The following is a 22,921-nucleotide window of genomic DNA, read 5'->3' as shown; positions in this document are numbered from 1 at the left end:
CGGTGTAGAGTACGTGGGCACGCGACGCGGCGGCCTCCGCGCCAACCCGGCCGGCCGCGCGCTGCCACACACAGCCTCACGCAGCCTCGGGTAGCCACACACGACCGCGCGGTGCCGCCGCCGATCCCCCCGGATCGCACGACGCCCGCCCCCACCGAACTCACGCGCAATGCGACCGTCCGCCGAACTGACGCTAGACCATCTCGTCAGCCTGCTCGTATCCGACGGTGCCGGCGGCTGGACCGCCAACTATCGCGGCATGCGCCTGACCTCGGCATTCCAGCCGGTACTCTCGATCACGCACCGGCGCATCGTCGGCTACGAGGCGCTGGTGCGCGCGCAGGCTTCGAGCGATGCCTCGCTGGAACCGGAAGCGCTGTTCGCGCTCGCGCACACGCGCGGCGACGCCCCGCTGCTCGATCGCATGACGCGCTGCCTGCACGCGGCCAATTTCGCCGCGCAGGACCCTGGCCACGGCTGGCTGTTCCTCAACGTGATGCCGCAGATGCTCGACTCGGGCAGCGCGCAGCGCGAATCGATCGACGAGCTCTGCGCGCATTTCTCGCTGCCGCCCACCCGCGTGGTGCTCGAGGTGATCGAGCAGCCGGTGCGCGACGAAGCCGCGCTGGCGCGCACCATCGACCGGATCCAGCATCGCGATTTCCTGATCGCGATCGACGATTTCGGCACCGGCTTCTCGAACTTCGACCGCGTCTGGCAGGCGCATCCCGACATCGTCAAGCTCGACCGCTCGCTGGTCGAGCGCGCGCAGCAGCCCGGCGACGCGCGCCGCAACATCCGCCACCTGGTGACCATGCTGCATCAGGCCGGCGCGCTGGTGCTGGCCGAGGGCATAGAAACCACCCACGCGCTGCAGGTGCTGATGGATGCCGACGTCGACTTCGTGCAGGGTTTCCTGTTCGGGCAGCCCGATGCCTCGCTGGCACGGGCCGGCGCAGGCGGCACGCGCCATATCGACGAGGCATGGGCGCGGCACGCCGCGCGCCGCGAGGCGCGGGCGCTGCGCAACGGCCCCTGTTTCGGCGAGCTCGAGCGGCGGCTGCTGGCGGCCGCGCAGGACTGGCTCGCGAACGGCGAGCTGGCCGCCGCGGCCGCGCCGCTGTTCGAGCTGCCCGAGATCCGGCGCGTGTTCGTGACCGACCCGCAGGGCCGCCAGCCCGCCCCCTCGATCGCGCGCCCCGACGCGGTCTCGCCGACCCAGGCGGCGCGCCTCGCGCCGCTGTTTCCCGATACCGACAGCAACTGGTCGCGCCTGCCGGTCTGGCAGCGCGCGATGCAGACGCCGGGGCGCGTGATCATGGCCGGCCCGCAGCATTCGCTGACCGAGGGGCGCAACGCCTGGGCGGCGGCGCTCGCGGCGAGCGCGCCGCAAGGCAGCGAGGTGAAGGTGGTGCTCTGCGTGGAGTTCGTGTCGGACCCGCACGACGACGGCGACGCATTCGAGGCGACCGACGAGGCCTGAGCCGCGTTCATGCGCGCCGTTCCCTCGCGATTCGAGCCGCAACCGGCTCGATGCCTCAATCCACGACCTTGCCCCGCCCGGCCTTGACGGTCCCGCGCCGGTTCTTCGCATCGAGCCGGCGCTCCTTCGAGGCGCGCGTCGGCCGCGTCGCCACCCGCGCGCGCCGCACCACGGCGACACTCGCGATCAGCGCATCGAGCCGCGCCAGCGCGGCCACGCGGTTCTGCTCCTGGGTGCGATATTCCTGCGACTTCAGCACCACCACGCCGTCGCGCGTGATGCGCTGGTCGGACAGCGCGAGCAGGCGCTCCTTCAACAGCTCGGGCAGGGAGGAGGCGCGGATGTCGAAGCGCAGGTGGATCGCGCTCGACACCTTGTTGACGTTCTGGCCGCCGGCGCCCTGCGCGCGCATCGCCGAGAGTTCGACCTCGGCGGGATCGAGCGTGTAGCGGATCATGTTCCGTTCTCCTGATCGACTGTCTTGCCGGCGCCGGCGCTCGCGTGCCGCGCGGCGGCCTCGGCGATCCGCGCGGCGAGGCCCGAGTCGCGCTGGGTGCGCGTGGCGATTGCCTGCGCCAGCACCGTGCGCGGCCCGATCACCTGCACCCGCGAACGCGCGCGCGTGATCGCGGTATAGACCAGCTCGCGCGACAGCACGCGCCCGAACGCGGCCGGCAGGACCAGCGCCGCCTCGTCGAACTCCGAACCCTGCGACTTGTGGACCGTCAGCGCGAAGGCCGTATCGTGCGGCGGCAGCGCGGCCGCCACCGCATCGGCCGTGGCCTGCGTGAAGTTGAACACGTGCGGGCCGATCAGCACCGGCACGCCCACCGCGCAGGCCTCGATCAGGTTCTGCCCACCCAGCGGCAGCAGGCTGCCGCCGATGAAGGCCACGTCGGCCGCCGCGTAATAGGCGCCGAGCTCGCCCATCGAATCGCCCAGCAGCACCGTGGTGTCGGCCGCCAGCGCCGAGTGGGCCTGCCCCGCCGCCGCCGCGCCTGCCGCCCACAGCGCCGAGCGGCGTAGCACCGCCTGCCCCTCGCGCGCGGCCAGCGCGGCCACCTCGTCGAAACGCTGCGGATGACGCGGCACCAGGATCAGCAGTGCATGCGGCGTGTTCAGCGCCGCGAAGGCGCGCAGCACCAGCGCCTCCTCGCCCTCGCGCGTGCTGGCCGCTACCCACACCGGCCGCGAGCCGATCGCCTCGCGCCAGGCCCGGCCGCGCGCGGCCAGCTCCGGCGGCGTGCTCATGTCGAACTTCAGGTTGCCGAGCACGGCCAGGTTGCGCGCGCCGAGCGCGCCGAGCCGCTCGGCATCGGACGGGCTTTGCGCCAGCACCCGCGAGAAACCGCCGAACACCTCGCGCACCGCCGGGCCGAAACGCGAGGCGCGCCGGAACGAACGCGCCGACATGCGCGCATTGGTCAGCACCAGCGGTACCGAGGCGCGACGGCACTCGTCGATCAGCGTGGGCCAGACCTCGGTCTCCATCACCAGCCCGAGCGTCGGCCGCCAGGCGCGCAGGAAGCGGCGCACCAGGTGCGGCATGTCGTAGGGGAGATAGCAGCGCAGCACGCGCGCGCCGAACAACTGCTCGCCGGTGGCGCGGCCGCTCGGCGTCATGTGGGTGAGCAGCAGCTTCGCGTCGGGCCGCGCGGCCAGCAGCGCCTCGATCAGCGGCTGCGCGGCGCGCGTCTCGCCGACCGAGACCGCATGCACCCAGATCAGCGGCGCCGCGTCGTCGGGCCCGCGTCGCGCGCGCATGGCCGGCGCGAGCTGGCCGAAGCGCTCGCCGATATGCTCGCGATAGCCGTGCTCCTTGCGCGAACGCCAGAACAGCCGCACTACCGCGGCGGGCGCGACGATCCACCAAAGCGCGCGATACACCGCTCTCAACATGACACCACCGTGGTTTGCTCCGTGCCTGCGCGCCGTGCTCAGACGAGCGCGCGCTGCTGCAGCCGCTCGAGGATGCCGAGCGGCGCGCGATCCGGCCGCGCCATCGCCTCGACCGGCAGGAAAAAGGTCTGTTCCATCATGAACTGGCCCGACATGACGGCATGGGAAGTCTGGTCCGAGAAGCAGATCCAGACGCTGCCGGGCGGGAACGGCATGGTCTGCTGCGGGCAGTCCTGCTGGTAGGCGAGGTCGGCCTTCATCGCGTCGTGCAGGTGCAGCATCAGGTGATCGTAGGCGCTGCGCCTGGACTTGGTGACGTGCAGCAGCTCCAGCAGCCAGGCCGCGCCCGGCAACTGCGGGCGAATCCCCGGCAGGAAGCGCCGGGCGACGTCCTCGAACGGCTCGCCGACGCGCCACACGCGCGGCACGCCGGCCGGGTTGACGTTGCTGAACACGCGCAGGATCCGCTCGCCGTAGTTCGGCCGCGAGGGAAAGGCATCGACGTGCAGCCGGCTGTCGTCCTTGCGCCAGGAGCTCTCGCGCGTCTCGACCTGGCGCAGCCGCAGGCTGGTGGGCGCCACGCGCATGCGGCCGCGATACTCGGGGAACAGGCCGTCGACCAGCGAGGCCGCCTGCTGCTGGTAGCGCGCCACCAGCGCGCGCACGGCCGACTGCGTGACCGCGTCGCCGAGCACGCCGGCCACCGCGCCGCCGTTCGGCGCGAGGCTGATGTTCTTGCGCTTGGGATCGGCCAGCGCCGGATCGAGCAGGGCCTCCTCGCCGCCCTCGATGGCGAAGCGCAGGTTCGGGAAATACAGCACCTTGCCGGTCTCGACGGCGGCGAGCAGCTGCTCGCGCGGCATCGGCAGTTGCTGCCCGTGCCAGTCGGCCGAGAGGACTTCGAGGATCTGGGATTCGCTCATGATCGCACCGTTACAGGAGGCCGAACGACGCGAGCGCGCCCTTCACCTGGGACAGCGAGGGCGGCGCGCCGGCCGTGCCGAGATTGACGACGTTCGGCGACCAGTAGCCGCCCGTGCGCCATGCGGTGGCGAAATTGTACAGTTCGACCGTCGGGCGCTTGAGCGCCGCCGCGATGTGCACGAGGCCGGTATCGACACCGACCGTGGCCGCCGCGCCGTCGACCAGCCCCACCACGGCCGGCAGCGACAGCCTGGGCGGCACGATCGCGGCCGCGCCGAACTCCCTGGCCAGCCGCTCGCTGGTGGCGCGTTCGGCCTCGCTGCCCCAGGGCAGCACCAGCGACGCGCCACGCCGCACCAGCGCCTGGCCGAGCTCGATCCAGGCGGCGTCGGGCCATTGCTTGTCGGCGCGCGACGTCGCGTGGACGAAGACCACGTACGGTACCGGAAGATTCAGGTCGGCAGCCGCCAGCGCGCGCGCCGCCTGATGCGTGTCAAGACCGAAATCGAGCGCGTCGTCGGGCGACGGCGCCGGGTCGCCCAGCGCCGCGGCCACCAGTTGGCGCGTGCGCTCGACCACGTGGGTGCGCGGCGCGATCGGCACGCGGCGGCGGTAGAAGAAGCGCACCGGCCACTCGTAGCCGGCGCCGTCGGTGCGGTTGGCCAGGCCGGTCAGCGGGCCGCGCGCCCAGCTCGCCACCCAGGCGCTCTTGATCAGCCCCTGGCAGTCGATCACCAGGTCGTAATGCTCGTCGGCGATCTGCCGGCGAAATGCGCGGATCTCGCGCCAGGTCCGCGCGCTGCCGAGCGACTTGCGCCAGCGCCGCAGCGAGAACGGCAGCACCTTGCGCACGCCGTGCACCAGCTTCACCAGCTCGACGAAGCCTTCCTCGACGAGCCAGTCGATCTGGGCATCCGGGTGGCGCCGGTGGATGTCGGCGATCACCGGCATGTTGTGCACGACGTCGCCGAGCGACGAGACGCGCACGATCAGAATTTTTTGCACGCTGAGAAAAACCGACGAAAGGCCGGTACGGACCAAAAGACGCGATTTTATCGCGTCGGCGGGCTTATCCCGTAAACGGGAGCGGCGGGAGGGGACATGCGGCGACCGGGGCCGTCGAGCACGGCGCCGGCGAACATGGCGGGCGGGCGGGCGGCCAGGGGCCGCGCGCGGCGCCGGCAAGCCCGACGGAACAACGCGCCGGACCTGCCTGCGCGTCGCGCAAGGCAGGTCGCCCGGCCCGGCGGACCGCTCACGGCCCGCCACCAGGCCTCGCGGCCTCAGAACGGCAGCTTCGCGTCGGGCTTGGCGGCCGTCAGCGCGCGGCGGAATTCGCCCTTGATGCGCTCCAGCGCCTCGGCCGAATTCGCCTCGAAACGCAGCACCACCACCGGCGTGGTGTTCGAGGAACGCGCCAGGCCGAAGCCGTCGGGATACTCGACGCGCAGGCCATCGATCGTGATGACCTCGTCGGCGCCCTCGAACTTGGCGTCCTGGCGCAGCTTCTCGATCAGCACGACGTTCTCGCCTTCCTCGAGCTTGAGCTGCAGCTCCGGGGTCGATTCGGCGTTCGGCAGGCCGTTGAGCAGCGCGCTCGGATCGGCCACCCGCGCGAGGATCTCGAGCAGGCGCGCGCCGGTGTAGAGACCATCGTCGAAGCCGTACCAGCGATCCTTGAAGAACACGTGGCCGCTCATCTCGCCGGCCAGCGGCGCGCCGGTCTCGCGCAGCTTGGCCTTCACCAGCGAATGGCCGGTCTTCCACATCAGCGGCTCGCCGCCCTTCTCGCGGATCCACGGCGCCAGGTTGCGGGTGCACTTGACGTCGTAGATGATCTGCGCGCCCGGGTTGCGCGACAGCACTTCCTCGGCGAACAGCATCATCTGGCGATCCGGGTAGATGATCTGGCCGTCCTTGGTGACCACGCCGAGGCGGTCGCCGTCGCCGTCGAAGGCGAAGCCGATCTCGGCATCGGTTTCCTTCAGCGCGCGGATCACGTCCTGCAGGTTCTCGGGATGCGCCGGGTCCGGGTGGTGGTTCGGGAAGTTGCCGTCGATCTCGGTGAACAGCTCGACCAGCTCGCAGCCGAGCGCCTTGAACAGGCGCGGCGCCAGCTCGCCGGCCACGCCGTTGCCGGTGTCGACCACGATCTTCAGCGGGCGCGCCAGCTTGATGTCGCCGACGATGCGCTGCAGGTAGGCATCGGCCACGTCGTGCTGCTGGTAGCTGCCGCTGCCCTCGGCGTAATCCTGGGCGACGATGCGGCGGTACAGCGCCTGGATCTGCTCGCCGTAGATCGCCGCGCCGCGCAGCACCATCTTGAAGCCGTTGTAGTCGGGCGGATTGTGGCTGCCGGTCACCACGATGCAGGAATCCACGCGACGCTCGCCGCTGGCCAGCGGCAGCGGCACGCTGGCCGCGAAATAGCCGACCGGGGTCGGCACCATGCCGACGTCGACCACGTCCACGCCCGCCGCGCGCAGCCCCTCGGCCAGCGCCGCGATCAGATCCGGGCCGGACAGCCGGCCGTCGCGCGCGACCACCACCGCGTCGCCGCCCTGGGCGCGCACCTCGCTGCCGAAGGCCTGCCCGATCGAGCGGGCGACCGAGGCATCGAGCGTCTTGCCGATCACGCCGCGAATGTCGTACGCCTTGAAGATGGATTGGGAAATCATCGATTCACTCTCTGTCGTACATGGAAAAGGGTGCCGCGGCCTCGCACGCCGGCCGGGTGGCGCGTCCTGCGACGAATGTCGGGTTCGGACCCGGACAACTTATAATCGCTGGTTTCGACCCGCCCGGTCGGTGCGGCAGGCATCGCCCACGAGCCGCCCATTCTAATGCGTGCAGGTTGCAGCGCCGCAAATTAGAAAATCGGCCCGGCGGCCGGATCGGCGCCGAGCCCTTTTTTTTCGAATTTTTTCATGCTGAAGCTTACGCGCATCGCCAACCCCGATGTCGCCCGGGCCGCCGCCAACCTGGTCTGGCTCGGCCTCGAGCGCCTCACGCAGATCGGCGTCGCGATCGTGATCAGCGGCCTGCTGGCCCGCGCGCTGGGCCCCGACGCCTTCGGCAAGTGGCAGTACGCGAACACGCTGCTGCTGGTGCTGGCGCCGCTGACCTGGGTCTGCGGCGCCGAGATCCTGGTGCCGACCATCGTGCAGCGCGCCCCGGCCGAACTCGGCGCGGTGCTCGGCAGCGCCTTCGCGCTGCGCTTTTCCGTGTCGATCGTCGCGCTCGCGCTGACCTGGGCCGGCATCGCGGCGGGCCTGGTCGATCCGCTGGTCGGCGCGATGCTGGCGGGGCTGGCGGTGACCCTGGTGCTGCGCGAGCCCTTCGTCGGCGTGATCAACGCCTGGCTGCAGAGCATGACCTACAGCAAGCCGCAACTGATCGCGAGCATGTTCGCCGCGCTCGGCAAGGCGCTGCTGGTGTGGCTGCTGGTGCGCGCGGCCGCCGCGCCGGCCAGCTACGGCTGGCTGTGGGCGCTCGAGGCCGGCGCGATCGCGCTGGCGCTGATGCTCTATTACCGGCGTCGCCACGGCGGCCGGCTCGGCTGGCGCGTGGAAGCGCCGTTGTTCCGGCATTTCGCCTCGGCCGGCACGGTGTTCTGGATCGGCCTGGTCTGCATGTACCTGTTCCTCAAGCTCGACCGCCTGATGCTGGAGCGGCACGTCTCCTTCGCCGAGCTGGGCCGCTACGCCGCCGCCCAGCAGTTGAACGAGAATTGGATCACGCTGGCCCTGCTGCTCGCCCAGACCATCGCGCCGGCCTTCGTCTATCGCGTCTCGGAGCTGCCGCGGCTGCGCCGCAACGTCTGGCGCCTGATCGCCATGACCAGCGCGCTGATGATCGGCGGCGCCGCCGTGCTCGACCTGCTCGCGCCGCTGATCATCGGCCGCGTGTTCGGCCCCGGCTACGAGCAGTCGGTCTCGATCTTCCGCTGGGCGGTCTGGCTCTCGGTGCCGGCCGGCGTCGAGGCGATCGGCAACCTGGTGGTGCTGAAGTTCCAGGCCAGGTTCGTGCTGCTGGCCAAGTGGCTGCTGGCGCTGGCCGTGGCGGCCATCGCCAACGCCATCGCGATCCCCGCGCTCGGCCTGTACGGCGCCCTGGTAGGCCTGGCCGCCGGCTACCTGGCCGCCGCCGCGGTCAATTTCACCTATATCCGCCTGAAGCTGCGCACATGAGCTCCTCCCTCGCCCCCGCCGGCGCCCTCGATGAGGTCGCGGTGCTGATCCCGGCCTACAACGGCCACCACGACCTGGAGCGCAGCCTCGCCTCGCTGGCCGAAACCGCGCCCGTGCACGTGCTGGTGGTCGATGACGGCAGCACGCCGCCGATCGCGCCGGCGCCGCGCGCGGGGCTCGACATCGAGGTGCTGCGCATGCCGCGTAACGGCGGTATCGAGCGCGCGCTGGCGGCCGGCATCGAGGCGCTGGCCGCGCGCGGTTTCCGCTACGCGGCCCGGCTCGACGCCGGCGACCTGGCGGCGCCGGGGCGCCTGGCCAAGCAACGCGCGTTCCTGGCCGCCCATCCGCGCGTGGCCTGTGTCGGCACCTGGACCCAGGTGGTGTCGCGCGACGGCCGCCCGCTGTTCATGCTGACGCCGCCGGCCGATCCGGCCCGGCTGCGCCGCACCCGCTTCCTGCGTTCGCCGCTGGTCCATCCCTCGGTGATGCTCGATATCCAGCGGGTACTGGAGGTCGGCAACTATCGGATCAAATATCCGGCCGCCGAGGACCTGGACATTTTTTTGCGCTTAATGGAACGCTACGATTGCGCGAACCTGCCCGAACTCGGCCTATATTACGAACTGAACGAAGGGGGCATCAGCGCCACCCGGCGGCGCCGGCAGATCCGCTCGACGCTCGCGCTGGTGCTGCGCTACTTCGATGCGCGCAACCCGTATGACTGGGGCGGCCTCGCCAAGTACCTGCTTCATCTCGTGACGCCGTATTCGCTGCTGCACAAGCTGAAACGCCGTTCGTTCGCGCAGCGCCCGCCGGCCTGACGCGCTTCGTCCCGCTTCCCGTCCACTGCTTCGACATGAGTCCTGTTTCCGCGCTGCGCATCGTCCTGGTCTGCAACACCGCCTGGGCGATTTACACCTATCGTCAAGGCCTGATCCGCATGCTGGTCGCCAGCGGCGCCGAGGTCATCGTGCTGGCCCCGCGCGATCGCACGGTCGAGCCGCTCGAGGCGATGGGCTGCCGCTATCTCGAGCTGCGCGTCGCCTCCAAGGGCACCGATCCGCTCGAGGACCTGCGCATGCTGGCCGCGATGCGCCGCCACTATCGCGAGCTGCGCCCGGACCTGGTGTTCCACTACACGATCAAGCCGAACATCTACGGCTCGATCGCGGCCTGGCTTGCGCGCGTGCCCTCGGTGGCCGTCACCACGGGCCTGGGCTACGTGTTCATCCGCGAGAGCCGGGCCGCCAGCATCGCCAAGCGGCTCTATCGTTTCGCGTTCCGCTTCCCGCGCGAAGTCTGGTTCCTGAACCGCGACGACCTCGCCACCTTCGAGGCCGGCCGCCTGCTCGCGCATCCCGATCGCGCGCGGCTGCTGCACGGCGAGGGCGTCGATATCGAGCAGTTCGCGCCCGCCCCGCTGCCCGAGCGCGACAGCTTCCAGTTCCTGCTGATCGGCCGGCTGCTGTGGGACAAGGGCGTGCGCGAATACGTCGACGCCGCGCGCGCGCTCAAGGCGCGCTATCCGCAAGCGCGCTTCGCCCTGCTCGGCCCGGTCGGCGTCGACAACCCCAGCGCGGTATCGAGCACCTACCTGGACGAATGGGTGCGCGAGGGCGTGATCGACTATCTCGGCGAGGCGCACGACGTCCGCCCGCATATCGCGGCGGCCGACTGCGTGGTGCTGCCCTCGTATCGCGAGGGCGTGCCGCGCACGCTGATGGAAGCCTCGGCGATGTGCCGGCCGATCGTCGCCACCGACGTGCCGGGCTGCCGCGACGTGGTGGACGACGGCGAGACCGGCCTGCTCTGCACCGCGCGCGACAGCGCGAGCCTGGCCGGGAAGATGGCCGCCATGCTCGACATGCCGGCCGAGGCGCGCCGCGCGATGGGCGAGCGCGGCCGCCAGAAGGTACTGCGCGAATTCGACGAGGCGAATGTCGTCGAACGCTATCGACAAACCATCCGTGCGCTGACAGGCACGGCACTCTGAGGAGGGCATGACAATGAGCGCAATGAGCGACAAGGGCACGATTCTGGTGACGGGCGGCGCGGGCTTCATCGGCTCGCATACGGCCGTCGAACTGCTCGGCGCCGGCTACGACGTGGTGATCGTCGACAACCTGGTCAACAGCAAGCGCGAGGCCGTCGACCGGATCGCCAGGATCGCCGGCCGCGCGCCGGCCTTCCACCAGGTCGACGCCTGCGACGAAGCCGCGCTGGCCCGCGTGTTCGACGCGCACCCGATCAGCGCCGCGATCCACTTCGCCGCGCTCAAGGCGGTCGGCGAATCGGTCGCCAAGCCCATCGAGTACTACCGCAACAACCTCGACAGCCTGCTGGCCCTGCTCAAGGTGATGCGCGAGCGTCAGGTCAAGCACGTCGTGTTCAGCTCCTCGGCCACCGTCTACGGCGTGCCGGAGCGTTCGCCGATCGACGAGTCGTTCCCGCTGTCGGCCACCAATCCCTATGGCCAGACCAAGCTGATGGCCGAGCAGATCCTGCGCGACCTCGAGATCTCCGATCCGTCGTGGCGCATCGCCACGCTGCGCTACTTCAATCCGGTCGGCGCGCACGAGAGCGGGCTGATCGGCGAGGACCCGGCCGGCCTGCCGAACAACCTGATGCCCTATGTGGCCCAGGTCGCCGTCGGCAAGCTCGAGAAGCTGCGCGTGTTCGGCAACGACTACCCGACCCACGACGGCACCGGCGTGCGCGACTACATCCACGTGGTCGACCTGGCGCGCGGCCACCTGAAGGCGCTCGACGCGCTGCGCCGGCGCGACGCCAGCTTCGTGGTCAACCTCGGCACCGGGCGCGGCTACAGCGTGCTCGACATCGTCAAGGCCTTCGAGACGGCCAGCGGCCGGCCGGTACCCTACGAGCTGGTGGCGCGCCGCCCCGGCGACGTGGCCGAGTGCTATGCCAACCCGGCGCGCGCCGCAGAGCTGATCGGCTGGCAGGCCGAGTACGACATCGAGCGCATGTGCGCCGACCACTGGCGCTGGCAGGAGCGCAATCCGCGCGGCTTCGCCTGAGGCCCGGCGGCGGATCGATCCGACAAGGCCCCGCCCCGGCGGGGCCTTGTCGCTTTCCCGGCCGGCAAGCCTCGGCGGCACGCGCGACGCACCTGCCGCCGCCCGGCGCGGCTCGCCGCAGGAGCCGCTTCGAAAGCCTTGCCGCGGCGCCACCAGGCCTCTCGCAAGTCCTTGTCCGGCAAGGGAAATACCCGCCTCGCCCGCCTTCTGGGACGAACCCGGCTCCGGTATAATCCGCTGTCCCGTTTTCCGGCCCGTCCATGCTCAGCTTCGCCGTTGCGTTCGTCGCCTCCCTGCTCGTCACGCTGCTCATCATCCGTTATGCGCACCTGCACGAGAAATTCTCGATCGACAGCGATCTCGCCGGCGTGCAGAAATTCCACGCCCATCCGGTGCCGCGCGTCGGCGGCCTCGGCATCGTCGCGGGCCTGCTGATCGGCTGCATCCCGCTCGCGCTGCGCTACCCGACCGTGGCCGGCAGCATCGCCGGGCTGGCCGCCTGCGGCATCCCGGCCTTCGCCTCGGGACTGATCGAGGACCTGACCAAGAAGGTCTCGCCGCGCGCGCGCCTGCTCTGCACCATGGCCGCCGCCGCGATCGCGTTCGGCGCGGTGGGCGTGGCGATCACGCGCATCAGCGTGCCGCCGCTCGATTTCCTGCTCGGCTACACGGCGGTCTCGGCGGTGGTGACGGTGCTGGCGGTGGCCGCGCTCGCCAATGCCGTCAACATCATCGACGGCTTCAACGGCCTGGCCTCGATGGTCGCCTTCATGATGCTGGCCTCGCTCGCCTACGTGGCCTTCCAGGTGGGCGAGCCGGTGGTGCTGTCGGCCTCGCTGCTGATGATGGGCGCGATCATGGGCTTCTTCATCTGGAACTTCCCGGCCGGCCTGATCTTCCTCGGCGACGGCGGCGCCTACTTCATCGGCTTCATGCTCGGCGAGCTGGCGATCCTGCTGGTGATGCGGCATCGCGAGGTATCGGCCTGGTACCCGGTGCTGCTGTTCATGTACCCGATCTTCGAGACCTGCTTCTCGATCTACCGGAAGAAGTTCATCCGCGGCATCTCGCCCGGCATCCCCGACGGCGTGCACCTGCACATGCTGGTCTACAAGCGCCTGATGCGCTGGGCCGTCGGCACCCAGGTCGCGCACGAGCTGACGCGCCGCAATTCGCTGACCTCGCCCTACCTGTGGCTGCTGTGCCTGATCGCGGTGATCCCGGCCACGCTGTTCTGGCGGCACACGGTGCACCTGTTCGCCTTCGTGCTGGTGTTCGCCTTCACCTATGTGTGGCTCTACGTCAGCATCGTGCGCTTTCGCGCGCCGCGCTGGATGGTGGTGCGCAAGACGCGCGCGCGGCAGCAGCAGCATCGCCATTGAGGCGCCGCGCGCGGCCATGAAAAAAAGGCGTCCACTGGACGCCTTTCGTTTTTGCGCATCGCCGGCATGTTCGCCGCGAGCTTCTGGGCTTCAGGCCTTTGCCCGCCCCGGCACGCTCTGCAAGGTCGGCTTGACGGCCGGCTGGTACTCCGGCACCCAGCGGCGCAGGTCGCGGCGCACCTCGTCGTCGCCGAGCACGCGGTGCTGCATCAGCCAGGGCAGCAACTCGTCGAGCAGGTTGTCGGGCACCTCGCGCGCCTTCGCCGTGCGCAGCTTCGGATGCGGCGTGCGGGTGGTGGTCTCGTCGTCGGCGAGCAGTTCCTCGTAGAGCTTCTCGCCCGGACGCAGGCCGGTGAACTGGATGCGGATCTGATCCTCGTCGAAGCCGTAGAGGCGGATCAGGTCGCGCGCCAGGTCGACGATGCGCACCGGCTTGCCCATGTCGAGGATGAAGATCTCGCCGCCCTGCCCCATGCTCGAGGCCTGCAGCACCAGTTGCGAGGCTTCCGGGATGGTCATGAAGAAGCGCGTGATCTCGGGATGGGTGACCGTCACCGGGCCGCCCTTGGCGATCTGCTGCTGGAACTTCGGGATCACGCTGCCGGCGCTGCCCAGCACGTTGCCGAAGCGCACGGTCTCGAACTGCGTGTTCGGGCTGGTCTGCTGCAGCGCCTGGCAGGCCATCTCGGCCAGGCGCTTGCTGGCGCCCATCACGTTGGTCGGGTTGACGGCCTTGTCGGTCGAGATGAGCACGAAGTGGCGCACGCCATGCCGGATCGCCGCGCGCGCCACGCGATAGGTGCCGAGCACGTTGTTGCGCAGCGCCTGCCAGGCGTTCAGTTCCTCCATCAGCGGCACGTGCTTGTAGGCGGCCGCATGGAACACGATGTGCGGCGTGTGGCTGGCCATCACGTGATCGAGCAGCAGCGAATCCTTGGCATCGCCGATGATCGGCACCACGTGGCTGTCGGGGAAGCGTTCGCGCAGGTCCTCGGTCAGGCGGTAGACGGCGAATTCCGAGAGATCGAAGGCGATCAGTTGCGCCGGGGAGAATTTCAGGATCTGGCGGCACAGCTCGGAACCGATCGAGCCGCCGGCGCCGGTCACCATCACCACGCGGTCATGCAGCAGCGCATCGACGTGCGGCGTGTCGATGCTCACCTCGTCGCGGCCCAGCAGGTCCTCCAGGTCGATCTGGCGTACCTGCGAGAGCATGCCCTGGCCTTGCGGCATGGTGGTCAGCGAAGGCAGCACCATCGCGTTGACACCGGCGCGCACGCACAGCGTGGCGACGCGGCGCTGCACCTCGACCGAGGCCGACGGCATCGCGATGATCACGTGCTCGGCCTTGGTGAGCTCGGCCCAGTGGGCGAGTTCGGTGATCGGCCCGAGCACCTTGTAGCCATAGACCTCGCGGCCGCGCTTGGCCGGCTCGTCGTCGAGCAGGCCGACCAGGCGCCATTCGCCGGAACGCGACAGCTCGCGGGCCAGGCTCGCGCCCGCGCCGCCGGCGCCCAGCACCAGCACCGGCTTGCCCTGGCCGACCAGGCCGCCGTAGCGGTAGAACTCCTTGGTGGCGCGGTAGAGCGCGCGGGCACCGCCCATCGCCAGGAACAGCAGCATAGGCGAGAGCAGCAGCACCGAGCGGGGGATGATCGGGATCGGCTGGAACATCACCGCGCAGGCCATCACGATGCCGCCGCCGCCGACCACGGCCTTCGAGATGCGCAACAGGTCCGGCAGGCTGGCGAACACCCACAGCCCGCGATACAGGCCGAAGGTCCAGAACATCAGGCCGTAGACCGGCAGCACCCAGGCGAGCGCGAGCACGCCGCCCTCGAGGAAGTCGTGCGGAATCATGCCGTTGAAGCGGATCACGTAGGCAACCAGCCAGACGCCCGCCACAGCCAGCAGGTCAAACAGGAACGCGCTCAGCGACAGCCACGACGCCTTGGATCGCAACATCGACAGGAAACCTCACGGGTTGTAGTTGTTGTTGTCGGCCGACTGAAACCTGCGCCAACGCATGTCGATCGCCAGGCCGAGGCACGCCAGGACGGCATACCACCCGAGGAACGACAGCCACTGCTGCGGCTCGGGACGGCCTTTCGCCCACACGGCAACCAGGGTGCCGCAGAGCATGATGAGGTACGAATAAACGGCGGCACGCCCGTGGCTCACGCCAGAGCGGATGACCCTCTGATAATAATGCTCCCGGTGCGCCTGCCAGAACTTTTCCCCGCGTAACAGACGTCTCAAAAGTGTTACAGATGCGTCCGCGATGAAGGGCGAGAACACCAGGGCCGGAAACCAGATCGGCCAGACCTGCTCGCGCCAGCCCCAGTAGCCGAACGCGCCGGCCAGGAAGCCGAGCGGAATCGAGCCCGCGTCGCCGAGGAACAGGCGCGCGGGATGGAAATTCAGCAGCAGAAAGCCCAGCGCCGCGCCGGCGATCGCGGCGCCGGCGATCGCCAGATCGTGGGACGGCGCCGCGCCCGTGAGCGCCGCCACGGCATAGGCGCCGAAACCGAACAGCGCCATCCCGCCGGCCAGGCCGTCGGCACCATCCATGAAGTTGTACAGGTTGATCAGCCACAGCATCAGGAAGCCGAGGCCCGCCAGGGCCCACCACGGCACGGCGGCGGGATAGGCCGCCAGCAGCACGATCACCGCCACGGCATGTCCGCCGAAGCGCACGCGTGCCGGCAAGCCGCGACGATCGTCGATCTGCGACATCAGCGCCAGCCCGGCAGCCATCAAGGCGATCAGCCACATCGGCGAAGCCAGCCACAGCAGCGCGGCCACGCCGACCGGCACGATGCCCCAGCCGCCGACGCGCGGCGTGGGCCGTTCATGGAGCGAGCGGGCGTTGGGGATATCGGTTGCGAGCCGCCATGCGATCCCGGTCGCCAGCAGCGCGCGCAGAATCGCCCCCGAGGCGATGCAGGTGGCCAACCCCACCGCCATGGCCATGGCCCACGTCGATATTGCGAGGTGCATGGATTTATTGTCGTCGAGTGTGGCGCGAACGATACCACAAGGCCGTCGCTTCGAGACCCTGCTCCGTCGTCCGAGGCGCACGCCAGCCGAGCGTCGCGCCGATGTGGCCGGTATCCAGCCTCAGGCTGTCGGTCAGCCGCTCGATCGCGGCCCGCTTGCCGGTGAGCGCGCCGGCCAGCCGCAGGGCCGCGACGGGCACGGGAAACAGCCTCGCCGGCCGGCCCAGCGCCGCGCCGATCATGCGCAACAGCGCCGGCACGGTCGGCGGCGCCTCGTCGGCGACATGAAAGCACTCGCCGGCCGCCGGCTGGTCGGTGGCGCAGTGCAGCAAGGCATCGGCGAGGTTGTAGACATGCACCAGGCTGCGCCGGGCCGCGACCGCGCCCAGCGGCAGGGGGATACCCTTGTCGACGGCGCGCATCAGGGCCAGGAAGTTCGCGCCGACGCCGGCGCCGTAGACCAGCGGCGGACGGACCACCACGACCTCGATGCCATGCTCGCGCCCGAACGCCTGCAGGGCCACTTCCGCCTCGTGCTTGGAGACGCCGTAAGGATCGGCCGGCGCCGGCGGATCGTCCTCGCGCCAGGGCCGGCCCGGCTCGCCCTCGCCCAGCGCCTTGATGCTGCTGACGAACACGAAGCGCCGCGCGCCGGCCCGCAACGCGGCCATGGCGGCGTTCAACGCGCCGTCGACATTGACCGCCCGGAATTCGGCGAGCGGATCGGCCGCCTGGTCGCGCATCACATGGACACGCGCGGCGAGGTGGACGAACGCGTCGCAGGCGCCCAGGCGCTCGCCGGCCTGCGCCGCAATCCCGGCGAAATTGTCGTCGCCGATCACGCACTCTTGCGCGCGCCGGTCGCCGCCACCGGGACGGCGCACCAGCGCGACTGCCTGATGGCCCTGTTCGACCGCGAGAGCGGTCACCGCCTTGCCGACAAATCCGTTGGCACCACTGATTACGATTCGCATGAACTGGTTCGAGGTTTCCATCCGTTTGGCCGGCCGCCTTCGTCGAGGCGGCCGGGCGAGGTCGATCAGGCGAGCAGCGAGCGATAGACCTCGCAGGTCTTCTCCACCGTCGACGCCCAGGTGAATTCGGCGGCCCGTCGCAATCCCCGTTCGGCCAGCCGGTTTCGCAGGTCGGCATCCTCGCCGAGGGTCGCGAGACCGTGCGCGATCTGGTCGACCGAGCGGGGATCGACCTCCCAGGCCGCGCCGCCGGCGACTTCCGGCAGCGAGGTCAGGTTCGAGGTCAGCACCGGCACGCCGCTGGCCATCGCCTCGAGCACCGGCAGGCCGAAGCCCTCGTACAGCGACGGATAGGCGAACACGGCGGCCGACGCGAACAGGCGTACCAGCTCGTGACGGGATACGTAGCCGGGCGCGATCACCTGCCCGGCTCGCGCGAGCGGCGCCATCACCTGCGTGAGCGCCGAATTCATCCAGCCGTCCGCGCCGATCAGCACCAGCGGGAACGCCTCGCGCAGCCCGGCCGGCAGCCGCCCGAACGCCTCCACCAGCCGCAGCAGGTTCTTGCGCGGCTGCAGCGTGCACACCGACAGCACGAAACCGCGCCGCCGCAGGCCGTAGCGGGCCAGCACCGGCGCGCACTCGGACGCGTCGTACGGCCGGAACGAGGGCTCGACGCCGAGATGGATCGCCACCACCTTGTGGTCCGGCAGCCCGAACTGCTCGTGGATCGCCTGCTTCGTGTAGCGGCTCACGGCGATCACCCGGCTCGCCTGTTCGAGCGTGCGCGGCAGGCCCTCGTCCAGGTAGCGGACAGCGGTGCGCGGATGAAACTCCGGATGAGGCCGATGCGACAGGTCGTGGATCGTCACCACGGTCGGCCCGCGATAGCGCGAGGCGATGAAGTTGGTCTCGTGGTACACGAAGCCGCGACGCGCGTAGTCGTCGCGCAGGCGCGTCGACACGCGATCGCGCAGGAAGGTGCGGGCCCGGTAGGCGCCCGGCATGGCGCGCGCCATCCGCACCGCGGCGGCCACCGGCCCGCGCGCGGCACGCGCGGCCTTCGCGGCAACGGCATCGTCGCGCATCAGCGCCTCGAGATCCCCGCCCTCGTAGATGGCCGATCCCGACCAACCCGCCAGCGTTTCGACATCCGGCCGGGACCGCAGGCCTTCGAGCAGGTGTTGCGTGTAGTAGCCGACACCGCTACGCGGCGGCCGCAGGGAATTCAGGTCGAAAAGCAGCTTCATGCAGTCGGCGCGAGGCGCGCAATGAGTATGAATCGGCGCGGGCCGCGCGCGGCCGCGCGAGATTCGCCGGCGGGCCCTGGCCGCGACGTGCGCCGCAAGCGTGAAATTGGCGCCATTATGCCGACAAACCTCGGTAAAAACCACGCGAGCCACCAATCGCCGATGCTGTTCTGCTGCATTGCAAAATGAGCGCCGACGACACCCGAGGGGCAATTTAACAATGCGGCGAATTCCTTGACGATCCGTGGAAAATTCACGACGACGCCCCGCCGAGCCGGAATTCGGGAGGGGAAATTCAGCTAAAATCGTCGTTTAGCCTATCGAATAGCGCCACCCGGTTTCATGAACATCATTCCTGTCATCATCTGCGGGGGCGCGGGCACACGCCTCTGGCCCGTATCCCGCGAAGCCTTCCCGAAGCCGCTGCTCAAGCTGGCCGACGGGCAATCCCTGCTCCAGAAGACCTACCTGCGCGCCTGCGGTGTTCCCGAGGCCAGCGAAGTCCTGTTCGTCACCAATCGCGACACCTATTTCCTGACCAAGGACGAGTGTGCGGAAATCCGGCGCGACCGGGTGCGCATGGGCTTCGTGCTCGAACCCGTGTCGCGCAACACGGCCGCGGCCATCGAGGCCGCGGCGGCCGTGGTGCGGGAGCGGCACGGCCCGGAAGCGATCATGCTGGTGATGCCGGCGGATCACCTGATCAACGATCTCGACGCCTTCAACGCCGCGGTGCTGCAAGCCGCGCAAGCCGCCAGCATGGGCAAGGTCGTCGCTTTCGGCGTGAAGCCGACCCGCGCCGAAACCGGCTTCGGCTACATCCAGTACGAACACGACGGCAACGGCAGCACGGGCAGCCACGACATCGTCAGCTTCATCGAGAAGCCGAACGCCGAGCTGGCGGCCCGGCTCTCGAGCGACGGCAAGCATGCCTGGAACGCCGGGATCTTCTGCTTCGCCGCGCAGACCATGCTCGACGAGATGGCCGTGCACGCGCCGGACGTCGCGGGCCCGGTGCTGCAGGCGATTCCCGCCGGCAGCTGGAGCAGCGTCGACGAGGACTACGCCGTCGAGTTGGCCGGCTCGACATTCAGCACCGCCAAGGATATCTCGATCGACTACGCGGTCATGGAGCATACGCAACAGGCCGCCGTGGTGCCTTGCGACATCGGCTGGAGCGACATCGGCTCATGGCTCGCCATCAGCGACCTCACGGAGCCGGACGCGCGCGGCAACCGCATCGAGGGCGCGGCGCTGCTGCACGATACCGCGAACTGCTATTTCCGCTCCGACGAGCGGACCATCGGTGCCGTCGGCGTCGAGGACCTGGTCGTCGTCGACACGCCGGATGCGCTGCTGATCGCGAAACGCGATCGCGCGCAGGACGTCAAGCAGATCGTCGCGCAGCTCAAGCACTCGAACCACGATGCCTATCGCATCCATCGCACGGTCCATCGTCCGTGGGGCACCTACACCGTGCTCGAGGAAGGCGATCGCTTCAAGATGAAGCGGATCGTCGTGAAGCCGGGCGCGGCGCTGTCCCTGCAGATGCACCATCACCGCAGCGAACACTGGATCGTCGTGCGCGGCTGCGCCGACGTGGTCAACGGCGAGCAGGTCATCTCGCTGCAGCCCAACGAATCGACCTACATCCCGGCCGGCCACAAGCATCGCCTGATCAATCCCGGCGTGGTCGACCTGATCCTGATCGAAGTGCAGTGCGGCGAGTATCTCGGCGAGGACGACATCGTCCGTTTCGAGGACGTCTACGGGCGCGCTCCCGCCGCCTGAGGGCCGGGCAAGGCAAGGCCGGCGGCTCGCTCGTCGCCCTTGCCCCGCTCCGGCATCCGCCCCGCAAACTGAAGCCCTATGCACGTCCTACATTTCTACAAGACCTATCGCCCCGATTCGATGGGCGGCGTGGAGGAGCTCATCGGGCAGGTCTGCTCGGGAGCGAGCAAGCGCGGCGTCACCAGCGAAGTCCTGACGGTCAGCCGCGACACCAGCTCGGTGGATTTCGGCGACCATGTCCACCATCGCGCCAAGGTCGACCTGCAGCTGGCCTCGTCGCCGTTCTCGATGGCGGCCTTCCGGCGCTTCGCCGAACTCGCCAGGCGCGCCGACCTGATTCACTACCACTTCCCCTGGCCGTTCATGGACGTGGTCCATTTCGCGACGCGCTCGGGCAAACCTTCGCTGGTCACCTATCACGCCGACATCACGCGTCAGAAATTCCTGCTGCAGGCCTACAAGCCCTTGCAGAAGCGATTCCTGCGCGACGTCGATCGCATCGTCGCGACCTCGCCCAACTACCTCGAGACCAGCCCGGTGCTGCGGCAGTACAAGGACAAGGTCGAGGTGATTCCGATCGGCCTGGACGAACACCGCTACCCACGTCCGGACCCCGCGCGCGTCGCCTACTGGCGCGAGCAGGTGGGGCCGAAGTTCTTCCTGTTCGTCGGCAATCTGCGCTATTACAAAGGTCTGCACGTGCTGCTGGATGCCCTGGCCGGCACCTCGATGAAAGCGGTGATCATCGGCGCCGGCCCGGTCGAAGGCGAGCTGAAGGCGCAGGCGACGCGGCTCTCGCTCGGCGAGGAGAACCTGCGCTTCGTCGGCGCGGTGCCGGACGAGGACAAGGTCGCGCTGCTGAGCCTGTGCTACGGCCTGGTATTCCCGTCGCACCTGCGCTCCGAGGCCTTCGGCATCTCGTTGGTGGAAGGGGCGATGTTCGGCAAGCCCTTGATCTCGACCGAGATCGGCACGGGCACCTCCTTCGTCAATCTCGCGGACACTACCGGCCTGGTGGTGCCGCCCAGCGATCCCGCGGCCTTTCGCGGCGCGATGCAGAAGCTGTGGGACGCCCCCGAGCTGGCCTCGCGGCTGGGGCAGCAGGCGCGCCAGCGATTCGAGCAACACCTCACGTCCGAACAGATGGTCGGGCGCTATGTCGACCTGTACCAGCGGCTCGTAGGGAAAGCGCGGAGCTGACGGCTTGCCGTCGCGTATCGCCCGGGTGCACATCCGCCGGGCAATACGCGGCGCTGGCTCAGGTCCTGCGGGCCAGTTCGTACAACTCGAGGCTGCCGCGCGCCATGTCGGCAGCGGTGAACTTCGCCTCGGACGACGGGGCTTGCTCGCCGGCCGCGCGCGGCACGTCCTCCGATCGAACCGCGACCGGTGCCGTCGTTCCATGCGGCACGACGCGCAGGCGGGCATGGTCGAAGCGCGGCTCGTACAGCCGTTCGACCTCGTCGACGATCGCACGGCTGTCCGCGCGCACCGCATCGGCGCGAGTCATCAGCTCGCGTTCGAGCGCGAGCATCGGCGCGCCGAACGATCCCATCCATGCCTCGTCCCGCCGCTTCTTGGGGTGGGACGCCAGCCAGACATGCAGGGGCGTGTCCAGGTTGGTGACCAAGGGCCACGTCCCGTCGAGCAGGAAGGCGATGCCCTCGCCATCCGAGATCGGTGCCTCGATCACCTCGATGTCGCGATGATCGGCAATCCGGCGCGCTTCCACCAGCGCCGTCGCCGACCAGTTCCAGATCGCTTGCGGCACCTTCCGCTCGCGCGCCGCCGGCGTCAACTCGACCTCTGCCGGCACGATCCGATGCACCCAGACGCCACGCTCGAGGTCCACGCGATTCGAGTCGGGGCTCTGCGTGATCACGTGCACCATGCTGCCCTCGGCGGCGAGCGCCTCGGCCAGATCCCGCGTAAAGGTCGCGATGCCCTCGCCCTGATCCGGCGGAAAACCGCGCGAGATCAGCACGATGGTGCGGCCGTTGTTGAAGGTCTCGAACGGCAGGAATTCGCCGGCATACCGCGCGAGCTTGCCCGCATCGATCATGGCGTCGGGCTTGACGCCCTCGAAACCGCGCTGCATGCCGGTGTCGTAGGCACGCTTCGCGTCTTCCTCGAACCTGACGACATCATCGCGCGTCAGCAGGCCTTCGCCCTCGGCCCAGATCACCTCGGCGCGCTGCTTCTCGATGAACTCCGCGACTTCGTCCATCACGTGTTCGGTCGGGAAAAACTCGCGCGCATGCTTGAGCGAAAAATAGATCTTGTTCTTGATGACGGGGTAGCGGTAGCGCGGGACCTTGTTCTCGCCGCGAATATTGCTCGGCGCATACTTGTGATGCACGAAGGCGCGCGGCAGTTGCGCAATAAGGAAACCCGCATCCACGATGCGCAGGCAGACATCGGTTTCGTCCAGGAAGTATTCGAACTCCTCGTCGAAGCCGCCAACCTCCAGCAGGGCCGAGCGCCGGAACGAGGAATTGCATCCCAGCAGGTGCGGGAAACGCATGCTCTTCGGAAAGGACAGGTGCGGGCTCGCCTCGGTCAGGTCCAGGTAAGGACGCGCATAGCGGTCGACCACGCCGTAGGTGTACTGGAAATCGTAGCCGGTATGGTTGTAGACGAAACCGCCCACCGCGCCGACGATCGGATCGCGATACGGTTCGGCGAGCTGCTCCAGCCATTCCGGCTCGGGAATCGCATCGTCGTCGATAAATGCCACCACGTCGCCCTGTGCCATGCAGATGCCGACGTTGCGCGACACCGACAGATTCGCGACGTCGCACTTGCCGGCCCGGATGCCGGGCAACCAGGATGCGATGACCTCGTCCGAATTATCCGTCGACGGGCCATTGACCACGATGACTTCGAACTCGCCCCGGTAACGGAGCCAGCGAAAACTCTCGAGCGTCTTCTGGAGTACCGGGCCTCGATTCAGTGTATTGATGACAATGGAGATACGCGGGTGCATGG

At 69.2% G+C, this 22,921-nt stretch carries 17 protein-coding genes and 1 pseudogene; 8 read left to right on the top strand and 10 right to left on the bottom strand.

The window, feature by feature from the left end; translation table 11 throughout:
- Positions 1-169 precede the first annotated feature (169 nt).
- A complete protein-coding gene (locus F3J18_RS09300) occupies positions 170-1,483 on the top strand; it encodes an EAL domain-containing protein (protein WP_166912630.1) in 1,314 nt (437 codons plus the stop codon).
- A 55-nt stretch (positions 1,484-1,538) separates the two neighbouring features.
- Here the strand turns inward: F3J18_RS09300 and arfB are convergent, their stop codons facing one another.
- The 5 genes and pseudogenes from arfB to F3J18_RS09275 all read right to left on the bottom strand — a co-directional run bounded on the left by arfB (position 1,539) and on the right by F3J18_RS09275 (position 6,984).
- The gene (gene arfB, locus F3J18_RS09295; protein WP_013697209.1) at positions 1,539-1,940 is read right to left on the bottom strand and encodes an alternative ribosome rescue aminoacyl-tRNA hydrolase ArfB; all 402 of its coding nucleotides are present in this window, start codon (positions 1,938-1,940) and stop codon (positions 1,539-1,541) included.
- 149 nt (positions 1,941-2,089) lie between these two features.
- Positions 2,090-3,382, bottom strand: a pseudogene (gene waaA / locus F3J18_RS09290) (lipid IV(A) 3-deoxy-D-manno-octulosonic acid transferase); the annotation flags it as partial.
- Between the two features lie 38 nt (positions 3,383-3,420).
- The gene (locus F3J18_RS09285; protein WP_166912628.1) at positions 3,421-4,305 is read right to left on the bottom strand and encodes a Kdo hydroxylase family protein; all 885 of its coding nucleotides are present in this window, start codon (positions 4,303-4,305) and stop codon (positions 3,421-3,423) included.
- A 10-nt stretch (positions 4,306-4,315) separates the two neighbouring features.
- Positions 4,316-5,347 carry a lipopolysaccharide heptosyltransferase I gene (gene waaC, locus F3J18_RS09280; RefSeq protein ID WP_161783284.1) on the bottom strand — a complete coding sequence of 344 codons (1,032 nt, stop codon included), beginning with the start codon at positions 5,345-5,347 and terminating at the stop codon, positions 4,316-4,318.
- Positions 5,348-5,589: 242 nt separating this feature from the next.
- On the bottom strand, positions 5,590-6,984 hold the full coding sequence (locus F3J18_RS09275) for a phosphomannomutase/phosphoglucomutase (protein WP_025098762.1): 1,395 nt from the start codon (positions 6,982-6,984) through the stop codon (positions 5,590-5,592).
- 249 nt (positions 6,985-7,233) lie between these two features.
- Here F3J18_RS09275 and F3J18_RS09270 point away from each other — a divergent pair, with 249 nt between their 5' ends.
- From F3J18_RS09270 to F3J18_RS09250, 5 genes are all read left to right on the top strand, one after another.
- Entirely contained in the window at positions 7,234-8,496 is a 1,263-nt protein-coding gene (locus F3J18_RS09270) for an oligosaccharide flippase family protein (protein ID WP_036038056.1), read from the top strand.
- On the top strand, positions 8,493-9,320 hold the full coding sequence (locus tag F3J18_RS09265) for a glycosyltransferase (RefSeq protein WP_166912627.1): 828 nt from the start codon (positions 8,493-8,495) through the stop codon (positions 9,318-9,320). Before F3J18_RS09270 ends, F3J18_RS09265 begins: the two co-directional genes overlap by 4 nt.
- A 35-nt stretch (positions 9,321-9,355) precedes the next feature.
- Positions 9,356-10,492 (top strand): glycosyltransferase family 4 protein, encoded by a 1,137-nt coding sequence (locus tag F3J18_RS09260; protein WP_025098759.1) that lies wholly within the window; start codon positions 9,356-9,358, stop codon positions 10,490-10,492.
- A 22-nt stretch (positions 10,493-10,514) separates the two neighbouring features.
- On the top strand, positions 10,515-11,537 hold the full coding sequence (galE, locus tag F3J18_RS09255) for a UDP-glucose 4-epimerase GalE (RefSeq protein WP_025098758.1): 1,023 nt from the start codon (positions 10,515-10,517) through the stop codon (positions 11,535-11,537).
- A gap of 260 nt (positions 11,538-11,797) precedes the next feature.
- Positions 11,798-12,919, top strand: coding sequence for a glycosyltransferase (locus tag F3J18_RS09250; RefSeq protein WP_013696846.1), 1,122 nt, complete (start codon positions 11,798-11,800; stop codon positions 12,917-12,919).
- Between the two features lie 90 nt (positions 12,920-13,009).
- On the opposite strand, the gene F3J18_RS09245 is transcribed toward F3J18_RS09250, so the two are convergent.
- From F3J18_RS09245 to F3J18_RS09230, 4 genes are all read right to left on the bottom strand, one after another.
- The gene (locus F3J18_RS09245) at positions 13,010-14,884 is read right to left on the bottom strand and encodes a nucleoside-diphosphate sugar epimerase/dehydratase (RefSeq protein ID WP_025098757.1); all 1,875 of its coding nucleotides are present in this window, start codon (positions 14,882-14,884) and stop codon (positions 13,010-13,012) included.
- A gap of 12 nt (positions 14,885-14,896) precedes the next feature.
- Positions 14,897-15,919 carry a glycosyltransferase family 4 protein gene (locus F3J18_RS09240; protein WP_025098756.1) on the bottom strand — a complete coding sequence of 341 codons (1,023 nt, stop codon included), beginning with the start codon at positions 15,917-15,919 and terminating at the stop codon, positions 14,897-14,899.
- A gap of 4 nt (positions 15,920-15,923) precedes the next feature.
- Complete coding sequence (locus F3J18_RS09235; protein WP_166912626.1) at positions 15,924-16,892, bottom strand: NAD-dependent epimerase/dehydratase family protein; 969 nt, start codon at positions 16,890-16,892, stop codon at positions 15,924-15,926.
- Between the two features lie 65 nt (positions 16,893-16,957).
- Entirely contained in the window at positions 16,958-18,142 is a 1,185-nt protein-coding gene (locus tag F3J18_RS09230; protein WP_166912625.1) for a glycosyltransferase family 1 protein, read from the bottom strand.
- A gap of 342 nt (positions 18,143-18,484) precedes the next feature.
- On the opposite strand from F3J18_RS09230, the gene F3J18_RS09225 reads away from it, so the two are divergent.
- Complete coding sequence (locus F3J18_RS09225) at positions 18,485-19,933, top strand: mannose-1-phosphate guanylyltransferase/mannose-6-phosphate isomerase (RefSeq protein ID WP_025098753.1); 1,449 nt, start codon at positions 18,485-18,487, stop codon at positions 19,931-19,933.
- A 78-nt stretch (positions 19,934-20,011) separates the two neighbouring features.
- Positions 20,012-21,133, top strand: a complete 1,122-nt coding sequence (locus tag F3J18_RS09220; protein ID WP_025098752.1) for a glycosyltransferase family 4 protein — start codon at positions 20,012-20,014, stop codon at positions 21,131-21,133.
- Positions 21,134-21,191: 58 nt separating this feature from the next.
- On the opposite strand, the gene F3J18_RS09215 is transcribed toward F3J18_RS09220, so the two are convergent.
- The gene (locus tag F3J18_RS09215; protein ID WP_166912624.1) at positions 21,192-22,919 is read right to left on the bottom strand and encodes a glycosyltransferase; all 1,728 of its coding nucleotides are present in this window, start codon (positions 22,917-22,919) and stop codon (positions 21,192-21,194) included.
- Positions 22,920-22,921 lie beyond the last annotated feature (2 nt).

The organism is Burkholderia sp. Ax-1720 (assembly GCF_011753035.1).
GTDB classification, from domain to species: domain Bacteria; phylum Pseudomonadota; class Gammaproteobacteria; order Burkholderiales; family Burkholderiaceae; genus Burkholderia; species Burkholderia gladioli.
This window is presented reverse-complemented; position numbering and strand designations above follow the sequence as displayed.